General features: G+C 49.4%; 15 protein-coding genes. 2 read left to right on the top strand and 13 right to left on the bottom strand.

Features of this window, described 5'->3' with window-relative positions; translation table 11 throughout:
- Positions 1–26: 26 nt before the first annotated feature.
- From DN748_RS17740 to DN748_RS17720, 5 genes are all read right to left on the bottom strand, one after another.
- The gene (locus DN748_RS17740) at positions 27–2270 is read right to left on the bottom strand and encodes a S9 family peptidase (protein WP_112373175.1); all 2244 of its coding nucleotides are present in this window, start codon (positions 2268–2270) and stop codon (positions 27–29) included.
- Between the two features lie 359 nt (positions 2271–2629).
- Positions 2630–3880: an NAD(P)/FAD-dependent oxidoreductase gene (locus DN748_RS17735; RefSeq protein WP_236636915.1), complete on the bottom strand. Its 1251-nt coding sequence runs from the start codon at positions 3878–3880 to the stop codon at positions 2630–2632.
- Between the two features lie 22 nt (positions 3881–3902).
- Positions 3903–4904: a 4-hydroxyproline epimerase gene (locus DN748_RS17730; protein WP_112373173.1), complete on the bottom strand. Its 1002-nt coding sequence runs from the start codon at positions 4902–4904 to the stop codon at positions 3903–3905.
- A gap of 3 nt (positions 4905–4907) precedes the next feature.
- Positions 4908–6476, bottom strand: coding sequence for an aldehyde dehydrogenase (NADP(+)) (locus tag DN748_RS17725; RefSeq protein WP_112373172.1), 1569 nt, complete (start codon positions 6474–6476; stop codon positions 4908–4910).
- 33 nt (positions 6477–6509) lie between these two features.
- A complete protein-coding gene (locus DN748_RS17720) occupies positions 6510–7433 on the bottom strand; it encodes a dihydrodipicolinate synthase family protein (RefSeq protein WP_112373171.1) in 924 nt (307 codons plus the stop codon).
- A 333-nt stretch (positions 7434–7766) separates the two neighbouring features.
- Here DN748_RS17720 and DN748_RS17710 point away from each other — a divergent pair, with 333 nt between their 5' ends.
- Positions 7767–8615: an AraC family transcriptional regulator gene (locus tag DN748_RS17710; RefSeq protein ID WP_112373169.1), complete on the top strand. Its 849-nt coding sequence runs from the start codon at positions 7767–7769 to the stop codon at positions 8613–8615.
- Between the two features lie 51 nt (positions 8616–8666).
- On the opposite strand, the gene DN748_RS17705 is transcribed toward DN748_RS17710, so the two are convergent.
- Together DN748_RS17705 and DN748_RS17700 are read right to left on the bottom strand one after the other, a co-directional pair.
- Entirely contained in the window at positions 8667–10259 is a 1593-nt protein-coding gene (locus DN748_RS17705) for a RagB/SusD family nutrient uptake outer membrane protein (RefSeq protein ID WP_112373168.1), read from the bottom strand.
- A gap of 12 nt (positions 10260–10271) precedes the next feature.
- Positions 10272–13256, bottom strand: coding sequence for a SusC/RagA family TonB-linked outer membrane protein (locus DN748_RS17700; RefSeq protein WP_112373167.1), 2985 nt, complete (start codon positions 13254–13256; stop codon positions 10272–10274).
- 424 nt (positions 13257–13680) lie between these two features.
- On the opposite strand from DN748_RS17700, the gene hemN reads away from it, so the two are divergent.
- On the top strand, positions 13681–15045 hold the full coding sequence (gene hemN, locus DN748_RS17695) for an oxygen-independent coproporphyrinogen III oxidase (RefSeq protein WP_112373166.1): 1365 nt from the start codon (positions 13681–13683) through the stop codon (positions 15043–15045).
- 205 nt (positions 15046–15250) lie between these two features.
- Here the strand turns inward: hemN and msrB are convergent, their stop codons facing one another.
- The 6 genes from msrB to DN748_RS17665 all read right to left on the bottom strand — a co-directional run bounded on the left by msrB (position 15251) and on the right by DN748_RS17665 (position 24861).
- Positions 15251–15715: a peptide-methionine (R)-S-oxide reductase MsrB gene (gene msrB, locus DN748_RS17690; RefSeq protein ID WP_236636916.1), complete on the bottom strand. Its 465-nt coding sequence runs from the start codon at positions 15713–15715 to the stop codon at positions 15251–15253.
- Positions 15716–15783: 68 nt separating this feature from the next.
- The gene (msrA, locus tag DN748_RS17685) at positions 15784–16437 is read right to left on the bottom strand and encodes a peptide-methionine (S)-S-oxide reductase MsrA (RefSeq protein WP_236636914.1); all 654 of its coding nucleotides are present in this window, start codon (positions 16435–16437) and stop codon (positions 15784–15786) included.
- Between the two features lie 179 nt (positions 16438–16616).
- The gene (locus DN748_RS17680; RefSeq protein ID WP_112373164.1) at positions 16617–17756 is read right to left on the bottom strand and encodes an efflux RND transporter periplasmic adaptor subunit; all 1140 of its coding nucleotides are present in this window, start codon (positions 17754–17756) and stop codon (positions 16617–16619) included.
- 2 nt (positions 17757–17758) lie between these two features.
- Positions 17759–22126, bottom strand: a complete 4368-nt coding sequence (locus DN748_RS17675) for a CusA/CzcA family heavy metal efflux RND transporter (protein ID WP_112373163.1) — start codon at positions 22124–22126, stop codon at positions 17759–17761.
- Between the two features lie 176 nt (positions 22127–22302).
- Positions 22303–22632: a hypothetical protein gene (locus DN748_RS17670; RefSeq protein WP_146746644.1), complete on the bottom strand. Its 330-nt coding sequence runs from the start codon at positions 22630–22632 to the stop codon at positions 22303–22305.
- 207 nt (positions 22633–22839) lie between these two features.
- Positions 22840–24861: a DUF3857 domain-containing protein gene (locus tag DN748_RS17665; RefSeq protein WP_112373191.1), complete on the bottom strand. Its 2022-nt coding sequence runs from the start codon at positions 24859–24861 to the stop codon at positions 22840–22842.
- Positions 24862–25034 lie beyond the last annotated feature (173 nt).

Genomic DNA, 25034 nt, shown 5'->3' with positions numbered 1-25034 from the left:
TGCTGGTTGCCGGTTTGTACGGAACGTTACCGGTACACTTCGTCCCAGACCGGGGGGTCTTTGTCCATCAGGCTTTTTACAAAGAAATCGCGCCGCTTGCGCTCTCCGTAATCCCCTCCTGACGAGTGGCCCATTCCGGGAATGACTACCAGTTCGAAATCCTTGTCTTCCCGGATCAGGGCATCGGCAAACTGCATGGTGGTGGCCGGATCGACATTGTCGTCCACTTCCCCGACAATAAGCAGCAATTTACCGTTCATTCCGGCGGCATTTTCCACATTGGAGCAGGCGGCGTAATGCGGCCCTACGGGATACCCCATCCACTGTTCGTTCCACCATATCTTGTCCATACGGTTGTCATGGCATCCGCAGGAAGCTACGGCCGCCTTATAAAAGTCAGAGTGAAACACCACGGCTGCCCCGGCATTCTGCCCGCCGGCGGAAGTGCCGTGGATCCCGACCCGGTCTGCATCGATATAAGCATATTTCCGGGCCAGAGCTTTGATCCATAACATGCGGTCGGGAAAACCCGCGTCTTTCAGGTTTTTCCAGCACACATCGTGAAAGGCCTTGGAACGGTTCGAAGTACCCATACCATCTATCTGGACCACGACAAACCCGAGTTCCGCAAGGCTGCTCATCCCCGAATAGAACGACCTGAAACTTTTGGGAACAAAGGAATTGTGAGGCCCCGCATATATGTATTCTATAACGGGATATTTTTTTTCCGGATCAAAGTTTGTGGGACGTACTACAATACCCCAGATATCGGTTTTCCCGTCCCTTCCCTTGCTGTGAAATACTTCCGGCATTTTCCACCCGGTAGCCAGCAGGTCTGTAATATCGGCTTTTTCCAGGGTGAGTATTTTCTTTTGTCCTGCCGCTTGTTTCAGCTCGGTAACCTGGGGGGCATCTACACGGGAATACCGGTCGATATAATATTTGTGGTTTTCGGAAAAAAACACCTCGTGGTTACCGTTTTCCCGGGTGTACCGCAACAGTCCGGAACCGTCAAAACCGATGCGGAAATAGTGCAGCAGATACGGGTCCTGCCCTTTGTCGACACCGCTGGCCGTAAAATAAATATACCTGTTTTTTTCATCCACCTTTACGACATCCCGTACCGGCCACTCTCCCCGGGTGATCCGGTTCTTTACCTTCCCCGACCGGGCATCGTAGAGATACAGGTGGTTATAGCCGTCTCTTTCGGAAGCCCAGATAAGTTCTTTACCGTCTGAGGTATCGTAACGGTATTTCTTACCGCTGTAATCTATAAAAGTGGGACTGGTTTCCCCGACAATAACACTTACCTCCCCGCTTTCGGCATCTGCCGACAGCACCCGGTATACCTGGTGCCCGCGCTGGTTGTATTCGAAGGTAAAAGCACTGCTGTCGTCTCTCCATCTGAATGCGGAAAGGCTGTACTGGCTGCGGAACAGGTCTGTAGAGATCCCGACATGTTTTCCCGTGGAGATGTGAAACAGCTGCGGGCTCCTGAACGGCAGTTCATCACCGGGTTTCAGGTAATCCCGGGATTCCAGTACGGGTTGCAAGCGGTCCCTGGGACTGGAACGTACAAAACGGATCTTGCGATCACTGCCCGGGCGTACTTTATAGGCCATGATATACCTGCCATCAGGCGACCATTGCATATAGGTCGAATAGTAGTTTCCGGGAGCCCCGTCGTAACTCAGCCGGGTTTCCTTACCGGAAGCCCGTTCCTTTACATACAGGTTGTGATCTTTGATAAATGCCACATACAGGCTATCGGGAGACTGTACCGGCTTGTTTGCGGTCTCATCAAAACGACCGCCCCAGTAGCCCCTTTTCCGCTGTTTGTTACCGGGGCGCTTCACAATTTCCAGTTCGTAATTTCCGGAGCTGCAAAATATTTCAAGGCTGTCCGTTTTAAAGGAAAAACCGTTTTCCCGGAAATGCAAATCGTCTATACCGACGTTCCTGGCATCCACTTCCTTTCCCAGGACACTTCCCAGGGAAACCGCCAGTTTCTGATGGTCAAACGCCGGCTCCCTGGTTCCCTTTTCGGGGTTCACCACAATATATTCCACTCCCTTTCCGATGGTGTTTTTGTACCAGCACAGGCTGTCGCCCTGCCAGAAGAATTTCGAAGGAGCGCGGTATACCTTGTTTGCAAACAGCGTATCGGCAGCTATGGCACTCCGGTATTCGTCAGGCGTACCCTGTGAGTACCCCTGGAATATGCTTAATACAAATGTAAATAAAACACTTTTTAATAATGCGTCTCTCATACCAGTATAATAAGGTATAAACCTATTAATAATTACTGCAACATTGTTGGCAAATGTTACCCTATACCTGTACTTTATTATCCGTATTAACAGTATTAATAGGGAAAATACGTTATTTTAAGATTGTTGTTGGGGGAATCAGTTCTTAGTTCTTAGTTCTTAGTTCTTAGTTCGTAGTCTGTCATTCCGACGTAGGAGGAATCTCCGGTGCTTCCTTTATGCTGTTGAAGCTCCCTTGCTCGTGGGTAGAGATCCTTCCCTCCGGTCTGGATGACAACTTCCGACTCCCGACCATTTCGTCGTTTGCAAACCAACGATAGTATTCAGGCATCCCTCCAAAAAACCAATAACCCAATACTTCAATAACCACGAAACCGCTCGGGCCGCAATGGCTTCAGGTCTATATCGGTCTTCTCCCCGTTGATCACCTGGGCAACCAGCTTCCCGGTTACGGGCCCCATACTGAACCCCATCATGGCGTGCCCCGTAGCTACGACCAGGTTGGAATAGATCCTGCTCTTTCCGATATAGGGCAGCCCGTCGGGGGATACCGGGCGCAATCCGGAAGTCGCAAGTGATTTCTCCCCTTCCGATATTTCGATGTCATTATAATAGTGTGTGACAGCATCGGCAATGGCCTGTACCCTTTCCTTCCTGATAATATCGTTATTTCCGGAAAATTCCATACTTCCGGCAAAGCGGGTAAAACCGTTCATGGGGGTAACCGCCACCCTGGCTTCGGCAAGAATGGCCGGTATGGAGATCCCCGTGGGACGGCGTACGTCCATACTGTACCCCTTACCTCCCTGCACCGGTATATAGAGGCGGAGTTTCCGGGCCAGCTCAAAAGTCCAGCTACCTGCGGCCAGGACCACATTTTCCGCCGTATAACCGCCTGATGTGGTATGGACTGCAGTAATCCTGTTACCCGAGGCCCTTATGGCCTTTACCTCCTGGCCCAGGACAAAACTTACCCCCTTATCTTCCAGCCATTTCCGGAGGGTTCCCATAAACTCATTCGGTGTAATATGCCGGTCGCACAGGTAGTGTACGGCCCCAAGGGCCTTATCGGAGAACACAGGCTGCAGTGCCTTGAGTGCTCCCGCATCCAGGCTATTAACTTCCAGCCCTTCCCGTACTGCCCTTTCGGCAAGCTTCAGCTCTTCTTTTCCTTCTTTTTCGGTAGCATATACCATGAGCACTCCGTCGCGGTGGTATTGAAAATCGAAACCGGACGTGGTGTACAGTTCTTCATACAGCTCACGGCTTCTCAGGTTAAGCGCTTTTAATACGGGAATGGAAGCTTCCACTTTTTTCGCGGTGGCCGACCTGCTGAACAGCAGTCCCCAGCGCAAAAAATCCATATCCCATCTCGGCCTGATGTACAACGGGCTACGGCTGTCGAACATCCATTTAAGCCCCCTGGCAACCATTCCCGGGGCCGCCAGGGATATAAAATGACTGGGGGTGAGGTACCCGGCATTGATAAAAGAGGCCCCGCCGGAAATATCCCCGCGGTCTATTACGGTAACCCGGTGCCCGGCTTCTACGAGATAGTATGCCGTACACAACCCGCTGATCCCCCCGCCTATGATTATTGTGTGTTTCAAATGAATAAATTTAAGTATATGATCACAACACCTGGAAACCGTGGGCATAGGGGTCGTCGTCATCTATGATAATGGTGTTATACCCCGTAACCCGGGCCCAGCCTTCGATACTGGGCACTATGGCCTTCTTTCCGTCCAGCTCGGTTTCTTCTTCTATCCTCCCGGTAAAGACACTTCCGATAATACTTTCGTGAACAAAGTCGTCTCCCTTTTTCAGTTTTCCCCTGGCGTACCACTGCGCCATACGCGCCGAGGTGCCCGTACCGCAGGGAGAACGGTCTATGGCCTTGTCGCCGTAAAACACGGCATTCCGGGCCGTACTTCCCGGGTCCAGTACGGTACCCGTCCACAAAATATGGCTCAGGCCGCTGATGGACGGATCCTCGGGATGTACAAAATCATATTGTCCCCCGATACGGCTCCGGAGCACGCGGCTCCAGGAAATAAGATCCCCTGCCTGGTAGTGTTCCAGTCCCCTGAAACCTGGCTGTACATCGACTATGGCATAAAAATTTCCCCCGTAGGCCACATCCACTTTCAGCGGCCCGAGTTCCGGACACTGTACTTCAATACCGGTCGCAGCGAGATACGACTTGATATTCGTGAGTTTTACCGAGCTTACCCTTTTACCTTCCCGGCGGTATGTGACCCTTACCAGTCCGGCAGGGGTTTCCAGCCGGAGTTCTCCCGGGACCCTGGGGGTCACCAGTCCCTCTTCGATCATCACGGTTACCGTACCTATGGTACCGTGACCACACATGGGGAGGCAGCCGCTGGTCTCTATAAAAAGTATGCCCGCATCGTTCTGCGGATCGGACGGGGCAAACAACATACTGCCGCTCATCATATCGTGCCCGCGGGGCTCAAACATGAGCCCCCTGCGGATCCAGTCGTATTCCTCCATGAAATGCCGGCGTTTTTCGCTCATGGTGGCTCCCCGCAGGAAGGGAACTCCCCCGGCAACAACTCTTACAGGGTTGCCGCAGGTATGGGCATCCACACAAAAAAAGGTTTTTCTCGCCATAGGCTATACAGCGTTTTTGGTAATTACACCGTTTAAATTCCTGAAAATATTTAAGGGATTACTGTTTCTGAGGGCATCCGGAAGCAGGGCATCGGGCCAGTCCTGGTACGCTACGGGACGTACCCACCGCTGTACCGCGGTAAGCCCTACCGAAGTAAACTTGCTGTCTGTAGAAGCCGGAAAGGGGCCGCCGTGCATCATGGCGGCACAAACTTCCACCCCGGTGGGGACCCCGTTAAGGATAAGCCTCCCCACCCGTTCTTTCAGGGCATCTATGGCCGGAGCATATTCCTGTAATTCCTGTTCTTTTTCTGCAAGTACCGTACCTGTCAGTTGTCCTTCCAGGTGTTGCAGTACTTCCGTAAGCTGTGCCTTGTCCCTGCATTTTACCACTACCGAAAAGGGACCGAACACTTCCTGGTGGTATACCCCGTTTTTCATAAAGACCTCCGCATCTGCGGCAATCACATGCGGCAGGGCAAAATTGCCGTCCGCTTCACGCTCCGGAGCCGTAACCACCGAGTACCCCGGCTGCGATAACACCTCATCCCTCTTTTTAAGGTACTGTGCCTTGATATCCGGGTGGAGCATACACGAAGCTGCCTTCTGTCCTATAGCCTTGCCGAGGGCTTCGGTAAAACTGTCCAGTTCCCTGCCGGCTATGCCCAGCAGGAGCCCCGGGTTGGTACAGAACTGCCCAGTACCCGCAGTAATGGAGCCCGCGTATTGTGCTGCCCAGAAGTCTTTCTTGTCTTCCAGGGCAGACGGCAGGACCACAACGGGATTGACACTTCCCATTTCCGCATAGACGGGTATGGGCTCTTCCCGGTTGCACGCCAGGCGGTACAGGGCGGTTCCACCACTAATACTCCCTGTAAAACCTACCGCTTTTACCTTTGGGTGTTTTACCAGCCGTTGCCCCGTTTCAAGGCTTTTGCCGTTCAGGTGGGAAAATACGCCTTCCGGCATTCCGGTTTCCCGGGCCGCATCGGCTATGGCGAGGGCTACAAGTTCGCCCGTAGCAGCGTGCATGGGATGTGCCTTGACAACAACCGGGCACCCTGCAGCCAGGGCACTGGCCGTATCTCCACCGGCCGTGGAAAAAGCCAGCGGAAAATTACTGGCCCCGAACACGGCTACCGGCCCCACCGGGCATTGTACCCTCCGGATATCGGGTTTGCCTTCCGGGTTGCTGATAATGGCCTCGACCCACGAGCCTTCGCGCAACATCACCGCAAAGGCCCGAAGCTGCCCGGTAGTACGGGCAAATTCGCCCCTGGCACGGCCTTCCGGAAGCGCCGATTCGCGGATATAACAACTGATGATGTCCTCTTCGGAAGCTTCCAGCCGTGCAGCTATCGCTTCCAGGAATGCCGCCCGGTCTGTTCCACTCGTTTTTTTATAGATGCGGAAAGCTTCCGAAGCAAGGTTCACCGCCCGGTCTGTCTCCGCCGGGGTTGCCTCAAAAAACTCCTGCGGATTCTCCTTATCCGCCGCGGGATCGGTGGTTCTGAAAGTCTGCTGTCCTTCTGCCGAAAATGTTCCGGCTATCTGATTTTTTCCTGTAATCAAACCGTACTGTTTTTTAGGGTTATAAGCAACTGTTTAAACAAGTGCCAAATTCTTGTATTCGGGAAGTTCCGGCCTGTTTTTCAAGGCAGTATCTATAATATCCAGTACCCTTTCCCGTTCCGCTCCTTCGAGGGGTAACCGGGGTGCCCTCACATTTTCGGTACCGATGCCGGTAGCTACTTCCGCCAGCTTGATGTTCTGTACCAGCTGGGGTGTTATGTCGAGTTCCAGCAGGGGCATAAACCAGCGGTATATATCCAGGGCCTCCCGGATCCTTCCCGCCTTGATCAGCTTGTATATAGCCACGGTCTCTGCAGGAAAGGCGCAAACCAGGCCGGCCACCCAGCCATCTGCCCCGGCCACCAGGTTTTCGAATGCCAGGGTGTCTACCCCACCAAGTATTTTCAGGCGATCGCCGAAACGATTGCGAATACGGGTCACATTGGTAATGTCGCGGGTAGATTCTTTCACGGCCTGGATATTGTCCAGTTCCAGCAGTTCCGCAAACATATCCAGGGTAACCTCTATCTTATAGTCTGTCGGGTTGTTGTAGATCATGACCGGCAAACCGGTATTTCCTGCCACTTCCCTGAAATAAACTACGGTCTCCCTGTCGGTCGACCTGTACCTCATGGGCGGGAGTACCATGAGTCCGTCCGCACCCAATGCCTCGGCTCTCCTGGTCACTGCTATTGCATCGCGGGTACTCTGCTCGGCAATATTAATGATCACCGGCACCTTTCCCTCCACGATTTCGAGGGTTTCCCTGATCAGGGTCTCCTTTTCCTCCTGTGTCAGCGTACTGGCTTCCCCGAGGGTTCCCCCGAGAATGATCCCGTTTACGCCTGCTTCCAGTTGTGCTTTTACATTTTTTTCAAACATTACCATGTCCAGCCTGTCATCTGCTGTAAACTTGGTAGTCACTGCCGGCATTACGCCTTGCCATTGAATTGCCATATCGATTGATTTTTAAACAAAATTATAGTTAATAATGGCGTGGTAATTCACCATTATTAGCGTATACTTACACTATATTACCATATATAAGCAACTATTTGTATTTTATTAGTAAATTTAATCGATAATCCCAGGCAGAAAGCCCGTTAGGCCTGTGTTCCGGAATACCGGATACATATTCCGGCGCAGGGATCAGGATATTTTTAACCGCACCCGATGAGTCAACAAGCTCGGGGCAAACCCATGAGGCATACATGGGAAACCCGAAAAAAAATTTCAACGCAAGCGTCGGAGCGTTTCAAATCTCACTTAATGAGTAAAAACCAGCACCATTTGAAAGTACTGCCATTTAAAATACCCAAACCGGAGCAGGAAGCCCTGGTATACCAGGAGGACTGCGAAACCGTATTTTATGACCAGCTCCACCAGCACGAGGAAATACAGATCAGCTATATCGTGGAGGGCGCCGGCTCGCTCATTGTGGGAGACACCATAAATCACTATCAGGCCGGCGATATTCTCGTGATCGGTGAGAACATCCCCCATGTGTTCAAAAGTGATATTAACGCTGCCCCCCGTTCCGTAATGTACACGCTTTTTTTCGCCAAAAATTCTTTCGGCAGGGAATTTTTCACCATCCCGGATATGGCCGGGACCGAAACCTTTTTCAAGGAATCGGAATACGGGATCACGGTACTGTCTGACAGGAAAAAGATCGTGAGACATTTTAACAAGCTCAAAGGACAGGGCAAAATTTCACGTATCGGAACACTCCTCAAGATCATACACCTCATTATCATTGCAGATAAACAGGCGCTCTCTTCCTTTGTATACCGGAAAAAATATACCGATGACGAAGGAAAGCGGATGAATGCAGTATTCAATCATGCCATGCAGCACTTTAACGAGGTGATTTCGCTGGATACCATAGCCCGGAAGGCCAACATGAGCAAGAATGCTTTTTGCAGGTATTTCAAAAAACGGACCAACAAGACTTTTTTCCAGTTTCTCATTGAAATACGTATCGAACACGCCTGTAAGTTACTCTACCGCAACCCGGAAATGCCCGTAGCCATCGTGTCGGAAATGTGCGGGTTTCAGAATATCACCAATTTTAACCGGAAATTCAAAGAACTGAAAGGGGTTACCCCTACACAGTACAGGATGCAGCACCAGAAATAATAAAGGCGGATGCCCTGTTGCATCCGCCTTTTATATTCCTGAAAATCACGTTCAGTACCCCGGGTTCTGCCTGAGATTGGCATTGGTATTCAACTCTTCATACCCGATGGGAAAAAGGGCTGTATGTGCTCCCTTCGGGGTATGGTTATACCAGTTTTTGGTTTGGTACACCCCGAACCTGATCAGGTCTGTCCTCCGCCTTGCTTCACAGGCAAATTCCCAGCCCAGCTCATCCAGGAAACGGCCGTAAGGCACCAGAGACTGATCTCCCGGATCATCAATACTGCCATCCACGGCCAGGGTACCATAGGCCATATTCGTATTCCCTTCCAGTTCCGTACCGGTAACCTCTGCATCGGCCGGATTGTCAAAAGAGCGCCTCCTCACATCGGTCACTATCTGTGCAGCGGCAGCACTTTCCCCGGTGCGCAACAGTGATTCGGCTTTCATCATCAGTACATCGGTATACCTGAAAAAGGGAAAATCATTGCTGAGAGATCCTGTGGCCCCTTCCTCGATTTCATATTTCCCGCACCGGAACCCTTCGGTGAATTCGCAGTCATAAATACTGGGCATGTCTTTGGTCAACGTCATCACCACAGTGCCGTCACTCGCATTGAGTTGATCTCCCATAAGCCAGGTATCTTTCAGACGGTTGTCTTCCGGGTGATAACTGTCTATAAACTGTGGGTTGGCCCCCGAACCTCCCCAGGGTTGTGTTTCCATACCGAATACATACCTGTGATCCGGGAGAAGCATTTTCATGTGACCTCCCCATTGCGGTGCGTAAATACGATCGTAAGGGATGGCAAAAACCATTTCGGGGTTGTCTTCATTATTTGTACTGAAAATAGCCCTGTAATTCTCGGAAAGGTTGAATTTCCCGTCATTGATGATCTCATCACAGGCAGCGATACATTGATCCCATTGCGGTGTCCCCGTATACACTTCGGCATTGAGATATAACCTCGCCAGTACGTGCCATGCTGCGTAGCGGGTCATACGTCCGTAAGTGGATTGGTCTACCACATCGGTAAGCAGCGGAATAACTTCGGTGAGTTCAGAGACTATGAAATCGTATACCTCCTCCCGCGTATGCTGTACCGGCAGTTCTGCAGTATAATCGGATATGACGGGTACATTGCCATGAGTATCGATCAGTATGGAATAATACAAGGCCCGTAAGCCCCTCATTTCCGCCATAATATAATCTACCTGGCTTTCGTCTACAGGGTATTCGCCCGAAGTAATCTGCAGGATAACCCTGTTTATATTGTTTATCCCGTTAAAACAGGTAATCCAGGTATTCCTGGGCTGCCAGTCCGTATTCGTCCAGGTGTGAAAATGCATCCTTTTATAGATTCCCCCGTCATCCCATCCGTTGGGGCGCGTAGGAGTCACAATAACATCTGCCGGTTCTTCCTGCAGGTCGAAATACCCCTGCCAGTCCATGACAAAACGCAACGGAGTATATGCCGAGGCCATAAGTGCTATGACATCGGAATCAGCCGGAATAAAGGAATCTTCCGTGACTTCGGAGAAAACTTCTTCGGAGAGATCGGTACATGCAGCCAGAAACACTGCGACCGTAAGACCGTATACCCATAATTTTAACCTGAACGGGGCTATATGTTTTGTTTTCATGATATGCTGGTATTAAAAGGTTAGATTTATTCCCAATGTGAATGTTCTTACAGACGGGTATTTGTCCCGTTCATCGTTACCGGGAGCAAGGCCGTCCCGATCGACCTCGGGATCGATTCCCTTATACCCGGTAATGGTAGCCAGGTTGATCCCGGAGGCATATATCCTGCAATTCTGAATAAATTTGAGCAATGATGCGGGCACGGTATATCCTATGGTCACATTGTCTATTTTCAGAAAATCACCGTCTTCCACATAATAGCTCACAAGTCGTTGCACATCACTGAGAACCGCTTTTCCGTAGACCGGGTCATAGGCCGTGTTCAGCGTGTTGTAATCTACTGTGGGGTTTTCGTAATACATCCTTGAAAAGTTGAGGATCTGGTACCCGAATGCCCCTCTCATATTGACATTGAGGTCCCAGTTTTTATATTTTACCGAGTTGTTCCAGCTGAAATACGATTTGGGGAGGCCGTTACCAAGCACCTGCCTGTCATCTGTGGTCGTTTCGGTTGCCGGCTTTATCTCCCCGTCCGGGGTCTCGATCAGCCAGATACCATCGTCGGTGATATCCACGCTCTTCCACCCGAAGAAATTGCCTATGGGCTGGCCTACCTGTATGCGGTGTGTGCTTACCTGTATGGGTTCGCTGGCATACCCCTCATCAAAAAAATCATTGGTCAGCTGAAACTGATCATTCGACAGAGAAACGATTTTATTCGAATTAGTGGAATACGTCATACCGGCCGTCCATTCAAAAGTATCGGTCTTTACCGGAATCACGTTCAGCAATACCTCCAGTCCCGAATTTTTTATCTGTGCGACATTGGCCAGTATGGAACCGTAATAATAAGGAGGGGTAGGCACATCATAATTATACAGTGCATCCTTGGTCTTCCTGCTGTAATAATCGATGGTCCCGCTTATCCTGCCATCGAGGAAACCGTAATCCAGGCCGAAATTGAGCTCTTCCTTTTTCTCCCACCTAAGGTCCGGATTGGCATTCCTGGCCGGCACCAGTTCCCGCACCCAGCTTCCGTTATTAAAAAAATACCCTCCATAGGTAAGTCCGCTGAGCGATTCGTAATTAGCCCCGGCATTGGTTCCGGTGATCCCGAATCCTGCCCTGAGTTTAAGATCGTACATCCATTTATTATGTTCCAGGAAAGACTCCCTGTTGATACGCCATCCAACGGAAACACCCGGAAAATAACCCCATTTGGTATTGGCACCAAAACGGGAGGAACCTTCTCTTCTCAAACTGGCCAGCAGCAAATAACGGTCGTCAAAGTTATAGGTGATCCGGGTAAAGAAGGCGATCAGCTTATCCGAATCCTTATAGCTCCCCATTCCGGCCTCTCCCAGTTCCAGTCCCTGGCCGTTTCCTATGTTATTATAGGTAAAACCGTCTGTTGAAAAACGCCGGTTATTGGCCCAGAACCCTTCATTGGTGTTATCTTCATAATTATATCCCAGTAAACCCGTTACCCTGTGTTTTCCAAAGGACTGATTGTAATCCAGCGTTACCTGCCCGTAATTACCCGTATAATCGTCAGTTCCCCGCGAAGCAAATCCATCCTGCCCGTACTTCACGGTGCTGACGTGTTTTTTTGTTTGATAAAACCCGCGGATATTGGAATTTCCTTTCCTGGTGTACAAGCCTTTCACAATAAAATGTTCATTTATATCATAGCTCACACTAAAATCAAAACGCATATTCCTATACCTGTTTTCTCCTATGGTTTCTTCTATATAGCCCACAGGATTATCATAAAAATAAACGTCACGCTCAAACCAGTTGCCCTCAGCATCCCTGACCGGTTCGGTAGGGTTCCTGATCAGTGCCTGCCTGTAGATATACGGATTGAAACTGGTGCCATCTCCCAAAGCATTATAGGTCTGTTCACTGACAATAACCCCAAGATTGGTTTTCAGTTTATTGTCGAACATGGCGTGCCCCACGTTTATTCTGCCCGTATATTTTTTATTATCGGATTTCAGGAATATCCCCTGGATATCCCTGTAGTTTAAAGAAGCCGTTACACTGGTCTGCTCATTCCCTCCCCTGAAGGTCAGGTTGTGAACATGGCTAAATGCGTTGCGGGTAATTTCATCGAGCCAGTCGGTATCTGCCCCGAAATCTTCCACATTGGCACCGTTAAATTCATATCCTTCTCCCCATCTTTTCCTGAGGTCCGAAGCATCCATAAAATCGAGCTTTCTCGCTATGGCCGACATGGAAAGGTAGCCGTTGTATTCTATGGTAGGTTTCATATTATAATTTCCCCCTTTCGTAGTAATAATAATAACCCCGTTGGTTCCCCGCGTTCCGTATATCGCCGTAGCCGAGCCGTCTTTAAGTACATCTACGGACTCGATATCTTCGGGAGCCACGGTATTCAGGTTTCCCGGAACTCCGTCTATGAGAACAAGCGGGTCCGTCCCCCCTGTAAGCGAAGACAATCCGCGTAACTTGATCTGTGAGTCGGACGTCGGGTCTCCGGATGGTGTCGATACCGTTAACCCCGCTACTTTTCCCTGAATAAGCTGCGCTGCGTCCCTGACGTTCCCCTGTATAAAATCTTCCGACTTTACCGAGGCCACCGCGCTGGTAACATCGCCCCTTTTCTGGGTCCCGAAACCGATAAGCACCACCTCGTCCAGCTCCTGAAGGTCCTCTTCCAGTATCACCTGCACTACTGCTCTGCCCTCCGTATTGACCTCGGTAGTCTTAAACCCCATATACGACACTTCAAGAACAGCATCGTCGGAGGCTAACACTATCTCAAAATTCCCGTCAAAATCGGTGACCACCCCATGGGTTGTTCCCTTTTCAAGTACGGATGCCCCGGCAATGGGAATCCCGGCCCCATCCGTTACCGTACCCTTAATTTCCTGCGCAAAGGACCACAGCGTACATAATAAAAAAAACAGTGTACAGCACAAGGTATAATTGCTGATACTGACACTCATTCCAGGTTGATTCTTGTGTTTCATAAATAAAATTTTACCGGTTAATTTTGTACATTCTCCTGTATGCCTGCATTGTAAAAAGTTCATTTACAGTAAAAAAGAATATAGTGTTTATTTAACACTTGTAAAATTATATGCTATGGCTACAGGAACTTATCCGAATATTACCCGATGATTACACTATATTATCCTATTAGCACATAAAAACACAAAACCCGGAATAAAAAACACAAAAAGATATAATTATATATTAAAAATTCATCCTGAACCGGTTTTTATCAAACAATACACAATACGGATACATCGATTACCGGTTCCGGCGTATAAAGACCGGGGCGGGAAGGTTAAGGAGGGCCTCCGGACCGAAGGACAGATTTTTACCAAAACTGATCAATATCATATTTTGTCCCGATCCATCCCCATAGCTTTGTCACAAATCCAAAAACCTATGAGCGACTCCCTTTTCCGAAAATACGATATTCCGGGCCCCAGGTATACCAGTTACCCCACAGTGCCCTACTGGGTTCCTGAAAGCTTTTCGTGCCGGGACTGGATATCCTCGGTAAAGGGAGCGTTCTTAAACAAGGATCATTCCAGGGAGATCAGCCTTTACATTCACCTTCCGTTCTGCGAAAGCCTGTGTACGTTCTGTGCATGCCACAAGCGGATCACCAGGCGCCATGAAGTGGAAGAACCCTATATAGAGACGGTTTTAAAGGAATGGAAGCTCTATGCGGAAAAGCTGGGAAGCATTCCCCGGATACGGGAACTGCACCTCGGAGGGGGCACTCCTACCTTTTTCTCCCCGGAACACTTGGAACAACTGATAACAGGTATTTTCAGATATGCCGAAAGAACACCGGAGGCTGAATTCAGCTTCGAAGGGCACCCCAACAATACCACCGAAGCACATCTCGATACACTGCATGCCCTCGGGTTTACCCGGGTAAGTTTCGGGATACAGGATTATGCACCTCATGTTCAGAAGGCCATAAACCGGATACAGTCTTTCGACACGGTGAGAAGCATCACCCGGCAGGCCAGGGAATCGGGTTTCTCCTCGGTGTCGCACGACCTGGTATTCGGACTGCCTTTCCAGGCCCTTGAAGATATCAGGGATACCACCGCAAAGACCATAGCTCTGAAACCGGACCGTATCGCCCTGTACAGTTATGCCCATGTGCCCTGGTTACCGGGCAACGGGCAACGGGGTTTTAACGAAGGCGACCTCCCTTCCGGAAAGGAAAAAAGGATACTCTACGAAACGGCGAGACATATGCTGGAAGCCGCGGGATATGCAGAAATAGGTATGGACCATTTTGCCCTCGAAGGCGACCAGCTTTTCAAGGCTGCGAAAAACGGCAGCCTGCACCGGAACTTTATGGGGTATACTACTACGGACACCCCGTTGCTTATAGGGCTCGGGGCATCGGCCATCAGCGACAGCGGCAGCGGATTTGCCCAGAATGTAAAAAGCGTGGAAGAATACACTTCCCTGGTAAACAATGACGTGCTGCCATTGCTCAGGGGGCACCTGCTCAATAAAGAAGACCTGGTGATCAGGAAACACATCCTGAACCTGATGTGCTCTTTCCGGACCTCGTGGGAATCACCCGCCATGCGGCTTCCGCAGCTCGCATATATCGTGGAGCGGCTGGAAGAACCCGTGCGGGACGGCCTGGTGGAAATTCTGGATCACGGCATACGGATAACGCCGGCCGGAAAGCCCTTTGTTCGCAATATCTGCATGGCCTTTGACCTGCGCTTACAACGCAAAAAACCGGATACCCGCCTTTTCAGTGCTACCGTATAATGGAGTTATTAGTTTGTAGTTCTTAGTTGTTAGTTCTTAGTTGTCAAAAAATGTCATTCAGAACGCAGTGAACCTGCCTGCCGGCAGGCAGGGAATCTCCGGGCTTTCGGTACTGTTGTTGAATTTCCTTTGATCCGGGGTTGAGATTCTTCGACTCCGCTGCGCTCCGCTCTGAATGACAGGGCTTTGTCATTCCAACAACCAACTACAAAGCATCCGGTTCGAAATCCAGGGATACGGAATTCATACAGAACCGTTTGTAGGTAGGAGGCGGGCCATCGTCGAAAATATGTCCCAGGTGTGAATTACACCGGGCACACTCCACTTCGACACGGTGCATACCGTGGGAATGGTCTTCCTTGTAGATCACACTGTTCTCCCTCTCCGTTTCAAAAAAACTGGGCCATCCGCAACTACTGGCAAATTTGGCATCGGAACGGAACAACAGGTTCCCGCATACGGCACAGTAATAGGTACCCCTGGTTTCGGTATTCCAGTATTTTCCCGTAAATGCCCTTTCCGTACCCTGCTCCCGGGCCACATAATACAATTCCGGGGAGAGGATCTGCTTCCACTCCGCATTGCTCACCTCCAGGTGAGAGGTATCGGTTCGGGAATAATAGGGATTGTTCTCGTGTTTTGTATCCATGTTTTTTCCTTTTTGTGCCATCGCACTGATCACGCATATCATCAATGCCGTGGTGGTTATCATCTTCCTCATCGACATACCGCTACAATTTAATGTTTTAATTTGTCTTTAAAAACCTTTTTGAATTTTTCCAGTTTGGGTTGTATGACGTACTGGCAATAAGGTACCGACCTGTTCTGGTCGTAATAATCCTGGTGGTAATCCTCGGCTTCGTAAAACACGGTATACGGAGCAACTTCGGTAACCACGGGGCTGTCGTAGGCTTTCTCCTCGTTTAATCTTCTGATATAGTATTCTGTCTTCTGCTTCTGCGCCGCACTGTGATAAAAAACCGCAGAACGGTATTGCGTACCGACATCATTCCCCTGTCTGTTGCGCTGGGTAGGGTCGTGAGCGACAAAAAAGGCCTCCAGGAGTTCGTCAAAACTGATCACCGCCGGATCATATACGATATTACAGGCTTCCGCATGCCCGGTGGTACCGGTACAGACCTGTTTATAGGTAGGGTCTGCCACCGTACCTCCCGTATATCCCGAAACCACCTTCCTGACTCCCTTAAGTTGCTCGAACTGTGTTTCCACACACCAGAAACATCCCGCCGCAAAGGTTGCCGTATCCCTGTCCGCCAGCATTCCACCCGTATCCCCGGGGTTATCTTTTCCCGCTATGCCCCGGGCCGGGAGCATTACAGCCATACCGGTAAGAACGACCACCCAGGCCGCTGTTTTCATTACATATTTCATCTTCCGTAATTTTATCTGCTGACCATCACAAAGATACGCCAAACCGTTGATCTTTTAATGATCAGAATTCCCCGATTACCACACAAATTTCCTGCCAGACAATTATTTTGTACCCGGCCTGCCGGTACGACAGACTGAAAATTACCGGTATCCCGTAAACTTTTTTCTTTATATCGTCACTACTCTTCTTCCCTGTTCATGGCTTTCATAAGCAGGGCATAAGCATTTTTCACCACCACTTCGGAGCGGTCGGAAAGTTTTTCGGAAGAAACCTGCTGCCAGCCATCCTGTACAATTTCCGTAGTTACGGGAACCATTTCGAAATAATTTCCTTTAGCCAGATATACATAGCTCTTTCCTTTCCAGCTCACTACACTCTCTTCCGGCAATACCAGGCTGCGAACGCTTTTTACAGCCAGGTCGGCATTGACAAAAAGACCCGGTAACAGATCGTGTTCCTGCTGTTCCGGCATCCGGCAAATGACTTCAACAGCACGGTCCCGGTCAAAACTTCTATTGAGATAAGCGATCGTTGTCTTATACTTTTTTTCCGGATTATTATTGGAGTATACGGCAATCTCCTGCCCTTCTTTCAGCAAAGAGACATCTTTTTCAAATACCTTGAATGTCAACATAATATCATCCGTATTGATGATTTCGAAAAGGGTTTCCGAAGAAGCCACATATTTCCCTGAATGTACATTAACCTTGGTAACTACGCCGCTTTCCGGGGCCCGGACAGGTGCCGACCGCTGTATTCCGGAAGCTGATAACCGATCAGGAGCAACCCCTATAAGCCGGAGTTTCTGTGCAAGGGAGGCCATGTTTATCCGCTGTGTTTCCCTTTCTGTTTCTGCCTGCTCCAGTAATTTATCACTGCTGGCCTTGGTACGGTTAAGTTCTTTATAGCGCCGGTATGTCTTTTCGGCCAGGGAATACTTTTCCCTGGCATTGAGATAATCCTGCTGCAATTGTATATATTGCAGGTCTTCCAGTACTGCCAGCCGGTCTCCTTTACCCACTCTCATCCCGGGCACTACTTTTACCTCGCGTACATATCCTCCCAAAGGGAAAGTAATCCCTATCATGTGCTGTGGAGATACCGTTACCGTACCGTACAGCCGAATGGTACGGCTGAGTTCTTTTTCCTGCGGATGTCCCGTCTCTATTCCGGCATTTTTCGCCTGTTCCGGGCTCAGTACAATCAGGCTGTCATTTTCTTTTTCCTGTTGCCGTGAGGTTCTTTCTACTTTTTTTTCGCTACAGGCTCCCAAAAGAGACAATACCAGGATGCCTGCTGTTATATATATACTGTTCATCGTTATTTATTATTGAGTTTAAGTATGTCGATCACTGCCTTATTATAATTATTTACGGTGTCGAGATAGTCATTTTTGATCGCTATGGCCTGGTTGACCAGTAAAACCCATTTCAGATAATCTATATCCCCGCTGCTCAATCTCCGGTTGGCAGCATCAAGTATATCCCCTGCATTTGCCAGTCCCCGATTCTCGAAATATTCCAGGCTTTCCTCGTATTTATACAACTCCTTATAGGCATTGTCTGTCCTGGCGATCATTTCAATTCTCGCCTCTTCGGCCCTTGAGTTATAAGCCTCCCATTCCGCCCTTGCCGCACGGGCTTTGGCCTTCTGGCTTCCAAAAAACAACGGTATGCTAAGCCCGGCACTGATATAATCAAACCGGTGTCCCCGGTCCAAAAAAACTTCTTCCCCACCGGATGGAGTATACATCCCCATTATGCTGAGGTTGTTATATCCCAGGGTAATATCAGGCAACAGGCGGGCGCGCTCTGTTTTCCATCTCCATCCGGCCGCCTTCGCCTCGTATGCGGCGAGCTGTACCGCCGGTACACTGTCTGTCTCTACCCGATCGGGCACAAAACGGCTGGCTTTGATATTTTCTACCCGGGGAACATACCGGATACTGTCCTGTATCAGGGCATTAAAAGAATTTTCTACCACCTCCATATCCCGGCGGATCATATTCAGCTGGTTGGTGTAGAACTGCCGGGATGATTCCGCCGCACTTTTTTCCATGATGTCTGTTTCCCCGAACTCAAATCGCAATCGCGATTTCTCTTCCATTTCACGATATATACTATCGGCGTAATGCAGGAGTTCTTCCTTGCCATGCAACCATAACCATTCATAATACAGTATCCGCACCGCAGCCTTTATATCTGCTTCCGCCAGCCTGGTATGTACCCCGGCCACCTTGTATTCCCAGTCATATGTCTTTCTCTGACGTGTGTATACCGTTGGAAATTCAAAAGTCTGGCTGATACCGAACCGGGTATCCTTATATGTACTGTTGAACTGCCCGTAATCCATATCCACGACCGTTTTGGAAACCGTATATCCCGCCCCGGTTTTCAGGCCGGCAGCATTTTCATCATGCCTGACTGCCTGCATTCTCCGGTTATTGGATAGTGCAAGATTTTCCGCCTCTTCCAGGGGAAGTGCATTATCGTGCTGGGCAAACAACCCCGCTATGGGGGTCAGCAACAGCGGCAAAAACAATATCAGGGACTTTTTTCCCCTTTTTATTCCGGGTTTACTGTTAAGATTATAGGTCATAAGATAAATAGCCGGCAGGACAAACAGCGTGAGAAAAGTAGCCGATATAAGTCCGCCTATGACCACCGTTGCCAGGGGACGTTGCACTTCGGCACCCGCACCATTGCTCAGGGCCATGGGCAAGAACCCCAGGGAGGCCACTGCGGCAGTCATAAGTACAGGCCGGAGTCGTGTCCTGGTCCCTTTCAGAACAATCTGAAGCGGGTCTGTGATATCACCCTGTTTCCGGATACGGTTAAATTCCGATATCAATACGATACCGTTGAGTACTGCCACACCGAAAAGCGCTATAAACCCTACCCCGGCAGATATGCTGAACGGCATATCGCGGAGCCCAAGGGCAAAGACGCCCCCTATGGCCGATAAGGGAATGGCTGTAAAAATGATGATCCCTTCCTTAAAAGCGCCAAAGGCAAAGTACAACAAGGCAAATATCATAAGGAGTGCCACGGGAACCGCCAGTCCCAGCCTGCTTTTCGCTGCCTTCAGATTCTCAAAGGCACCTCCGTAAGTAATGTAGTACCCCGGATCGAGTTTCATTTCACCGGTCACTTTTTCCTGTAATTCCGCAACCAGGCTTTCCACATCACGTCCCCTCACATTAAAACCGACAATGATCCTGCGCCGGGTATTTTCCCGTTGAATCTGGTTAGGACCTTCCACTTCCGACACCGACGCCACCTGGTAAAGCGGTACCTGCATACCCGAAGGTGTAGCCACCAGCAAATTCTTTACATCTTCCACACGACGGCGCTTCTCGTCTTGCAGTCGTACCACAAGGTCAAAACGTTTTTCCCCTTCATAAATGGTCCCTGCCACTGCTCCGGCAAAGGCAGCGTTTACGGTACGGTTGATGTCCTGTACAAAAAGCCCGTATTTTGCCATCTCCGCCCAGTGATAGTCTATGACGATCTGGGGCATTCCCGTAACTTTCTCAACATAGAGGTCTGCCGTCCCGCTTACAGTGCGGCTTATATCCCCGAGTCTTTCAGCATAGGCCGCAAGCTTGTCGAGGTCTTCCCCGTATATTTTGCAGACCACATCCTGCTTGGCCCCCGTCATAAGTTCATTAAACCGCATCTGCACCGGAAACTGGAAACCGGTAGTCACCCCGGGCGCTATCTCCCGGGCTGTCCTCGCCATTTTCCCGGCCAGCTCCTCGAAAGAAGAGGCACTGGTCCATTCCGATTTATCCTTCAATACCACAATCATGTCTCCCCCTTCTATAGGCATGGGATCGGTAGGGATCTCCGCACTCCCGATACGGGACACTACCTGTTCCACTTCGGGGTATTTTTCACGCAGTCCGGAAGATATCTTCTGTATGGTAGCCGTCGTAGTGGTAAGGTTGGTACCGAGCAACAAACGGGTTTCCACGGCAAAGTCTCCTTCTTCCAGCTGTGGTATAAACTCTCCTCCCATCCTGCTGAACATCCAGAAAGCTATACCGAATAACAGCAGGGCCACCACAATAATTCCCGTGCGCATCTTCATGGCTTTTAACAACCACTTTTCATAAAAACCTTCCAACCGTGCCATCACCCTGTCAGACAGATTGGGAACATCCTTGATTTTCCGGCTTATAAACAGGGAACTAACCATAGGCACATAGGTCAGTGACAGGATAAAAGCTCCCAGAATGGCAAAAGCCACTGTCTGTGCCATGGGTTTAAACATTTTACCTTCTATACCCTGAAGGGAGAGGATGGGCAGATAGACGATCAGAATGATAATCTGCCCGAATACAGCGGCATTCATCATCCTTGAAGCAGCCCCCGAAACTTCCTTGTCCATATCCTCTGCCGCTATGGTCCCTTTGTATTTTGAAGAGCTATGCAAGTGATGCAGGATAGCCTCTACAATAATTACGGCCCCGTCCACGATCAGGCCGAAATCCAGTGCACCGAGGCTCATAAGATTACCACTTACCCCAAAAGCGTTCATCATGCTTATGGCAAAAAGCATAGACAGCGGAATTACCGATGCCACAATAAATCCTGCCCTGAGATTACCGAGGAAAAGCACCAGGACCAGCACAACGATAAGAGCTCCTTCCAGCAGGTTCTTTTCTACCGTACCTATGGCATTATCCACCATTTTGGTGCGGTCCAGGAAGGGAACTATCTTCAATCCTTCCGGCAGCATTCCCTGTATTTCTTCCACCCTCAGTTTTACGTGAGTGATCACCTCATTGGCATTTTCCCCCTTGAGCATCATTACGATACCTCCCACAGCTTCACCGGTATCATCGGTGGTCAGCGCACCATACCTGATCGCAGAAGATTCCGAAACTGCGGCGACATGTTTTACCAGTACGGGGGTGCCGGAGGAAGTATTCTTGATCACAATATGACCGATATCCTCCATAGACCCGGCCAGCCCCATACTCCGTATATACAATACAGACGGTCCTTTTTCTATATACGCGCCGCCGGTATTCTCGTTACTGCGGCCCAGGGCGTTAAAAACATCACTGATGGTAAGATCATGTGCCTGCAGCCTCGAAGGATCGACAGCAACCTCATACTGTTTGAGCTTGCCTCCGAAAGTAGATACATCGGCTACCCCCGGAGTGCCCAGCAACTGCCGTTTTACGGTCCAGTCCTGGATGGTCCTGAGTTCCGTAAGCGAAAAACGATGTTCATGGCCGGGTTCCGGTTTTAATACGTACTGGTAAATCTCTCCCAGTCCGGTAGTTACCGGGGTCATTTCGGGCGTATTGGCATTTTCCGCGATCTCTATATGCTGGAGCCGTTCCGCTACCTGCTGCCGGGCCCAGTATACATCGGCATCTTCGTCAAATACTACGGTGACTACCGATAATCCGAAGCGGGAAATACTCCGGCTTTCCTGAAGCCCGGGTATATTGCTCAGGGCCTGTTCTATGGGAAAAGTAATAAGGCGTTCCACATCCTCCCCTCCCAGGGAAGGTGCAGTGGTAATAATCTGTACCTGGTTGTTGGTAATATCGGGAACCGCATCTATGGGAAGGCGGGTAACCTGGTAGATGCCATAGGCAATCCAGAGCAGGATAAACAAACCTATAGCTAATTTATTCCTGACGGAAAACCGAATAATTTTATCGAGCATAACTTCATTGCATTAATCATTTAAAATATCGGTAACGGGGATTCCTTTTTCACATCCGTCGCATATTTTGATGCCCGGGTATAAAAAGCAGTATACTTCCTGACCGAACGGATCTGTAATTACCCTTTCGGAAAAGACATCCCGTTACCTGAAAATAAAAATCAAATATGAAGAAGTTATGCCATTGGAGGCCTGAAGAGTTCTCCCGGATTCGGATCGGGATACAGTTTATTCCTCCCGTTTGCCTTACATCCGGGAATATCCGGAACAAAGCAATTTAAGCTAAAAGACTTGACGGGGATATATATGGTATGTGCAGCGCCGTAATCTACCTGCTTAAAGGGAAGCTGCATATCGCGGTCATCATCGTCGTCATCCAGGTCGTGCCCCCAGTAATGCATAGTCAGAAAATCGACAAAGTCGAGCTGGTATTTCTGCTGATGTTCCGTATAATGCTGGATCAGGACAGGAACCTTGAACAATTGCTGAAAAAAGCAGTTGTTCATATTCAATACGAATACGAGTATGTAAATACTAATCCTGGACACCCTGCAAAAATAGTCCGTAGAATAAAACCGGCAAAATTTCAGGGCATAACAATCCCTTTTTTAACACATCCGTATATCCACAGAAAAGGCAGGGACTTTCCCCCCCTAACATCCCAAACCCGTATTACCACATTATCACATTGGCACATTATCACATTAAAAAAACTACCCGAAATTTTTCCTCAGGCTGTACTTTAACCGGTTGAGCAGTCCCGGTTCCAGGATATCGATGCCCAGCCCGAAATTACTGTCGGCAATAAGGTGATGTGCATCCCGGAAGGTTTCATAATCTTCAAAAGGGATCTCCTGGTTTGCCAGCGGATGGTATTCTATATATACCGACCCGCCGTTTTTCGTGATTTTTTTACGGCTTTGATAGGTGAAATACTTGTTGTCTACGGAACTCTCCTGTACCGTATATTTCTCCTGCATATCGATCTTCTGATCGGTACGGAGATGTATCTCGTAGCGTTCGCTGTCGAAGCTGTGCCAGAAGGTGATATCTTCGTGGAGATAATCCCGGGCAACATTCTTAACGACATTCCTGTCGAAATACATTAAAAAACGATTGCCCCTGCTATCGGTAAAATAAGGGTTTTCTATCGTCGCGGAATAGTGCACCGTAACTTCGTTGAGCTCCTTGTCGTCCCTGACGATGGCTATGGCGGCATCTCCGAATACCTGCCTGGGATCGAGCTGGTTGCGGTCGTTATTGTAATTGAGGTTGTGGAACATGATATTGTTCCAGTTATCGACGATCTCCCGCTTGTTGGTGTTTTTAAAATACCTCCGGATATTGTTGGCCCGGTTATACCGGAAGACGGAGGTAACATTGAGCGTCCCCGTATTGCCTTCCACCCCAATATCTATTTTCTCGTCAATACAGAACTCCGGGTAACGGTGAGGTTCCCGCTGCGCCAGCTCCTGTCCCGGTTTTATCTCGAGGTAATACAGGAAGTTTATAAAATTCCGGTGTTCTATCCTGCCAAAATCGTCCCGCATGGTAGCATCCACAAAATAGGTGGCCCCCTGATAGTCTATTTTAACCACCACATGATTAAAAGAGAGCAGCGAAGGCAGGTAATACTTAAAATAGAAATCGGTATTGTAGTTTACCAGGGCAATGGACGAGGTTATGCCCAGGTAATCCAGGATAACCTTGAGCAGCATGGTCTTTGCCTTACAGTCGCCCTGCCTGTTCCTGTAGGTCACCGAAGGGGCCTGCGGTTTATGCCCGTTCATTTCATAGGCGTTGTACACGTAATACACATGGTTCTGCACAAAGTCCAGCGCATATTGCAACCGCTCATCTGTCGTGGCCATCGCATCGAGTTTCCCGGCGAGATCCGGGGCAAAAGACCCGAGCGGTTCTCTTTGCCATACCTCTTCGTAAAAGGGGTACATATAGTCTGAAAGCGACTTCCAGTCGCTCTCCGTGGCAAAATCTACAAACGGGGCTATCTGCCTGTTGTTGTCGGTCGGGTTGATATAGTTTTCCCTCACAAGCTCATAGGTTTCCCCGCTTTGGAGCGTATCCGTATGTCCGGACTGTACCCTGCCTTCCTCATCCCGGAAAAAGTTCTCCTTATACACCACCGGGCTTTTCCTGTTATTGACAAAGCGGAAATGGTACTTCCCGTATGCCCAGTAACTGTTGGAACCGAACCACAGGTACCGGCAGTATTCCCTGCGCAGAAAGTCGTTATCCGTAAATATCTTGGTTCTCGAATCCTCGAGGATAAGGATGTCGTACAACCGTAAATCACGTATGGTCACATTGATCTTCTTGGTGCTGTTCAGTATGCCCGCCCCGCTCCGGTTTTCCTCGTCCAGTACCTTTATGGTGGTATCGGGGATCTTGTCGACCAGCTGTCCGTCACGGTACACACTGATGCGGTGTATCAGGTAAGTCTCATTATCCTCCAGTACCATGTCATAGGCCGAAGCCTGTTCCAGGTTGGCAGGTTCGTTCAGCGTATAGGCCATACAGACGTAATCGGACTCCTTCTCATCATCGGTATAAAATACCTTGTCCAGAAAATAGCAGTAATCCCGCCCCTCGTCAACCTGTTTTTTTGAAAACCCGGTCTCTTCCAGCCGGTTTATCAACTGCCCGTTATCCGGACTGTTCACCCGGTGATCCGGGGCCTCAAACCTGTACTTCTCTTCGTTTGCCACTTGTTCCATAACATATAAAAAATCAGAACGTGAATGTGTTCTTATATAAAAAAATATCTTTCCCGTAACCGGATGCAAAAATATAAAACTTCTGTACACCTTCTGTTCCCTTATACGCACATATCGGCCAAAACACCTGAAAATACCGGATATCAGGGAGGCCGGTGCCGGGAAAGACAACG

It is taken from the genome of Sinomicrobium soli (genome assembly GCF_003285545.1).
Classification (GTDB): domain Bacteria; phylum Bacteroidota; class Bacteroidia; order Flavobacteriales; family Flavobacteriaceae; genus Sinomicrobium.
Note: the sequence above shows the minus strand (reverse complement) of the source record. Positions and strands in the feature narration are given on the sequence as shown.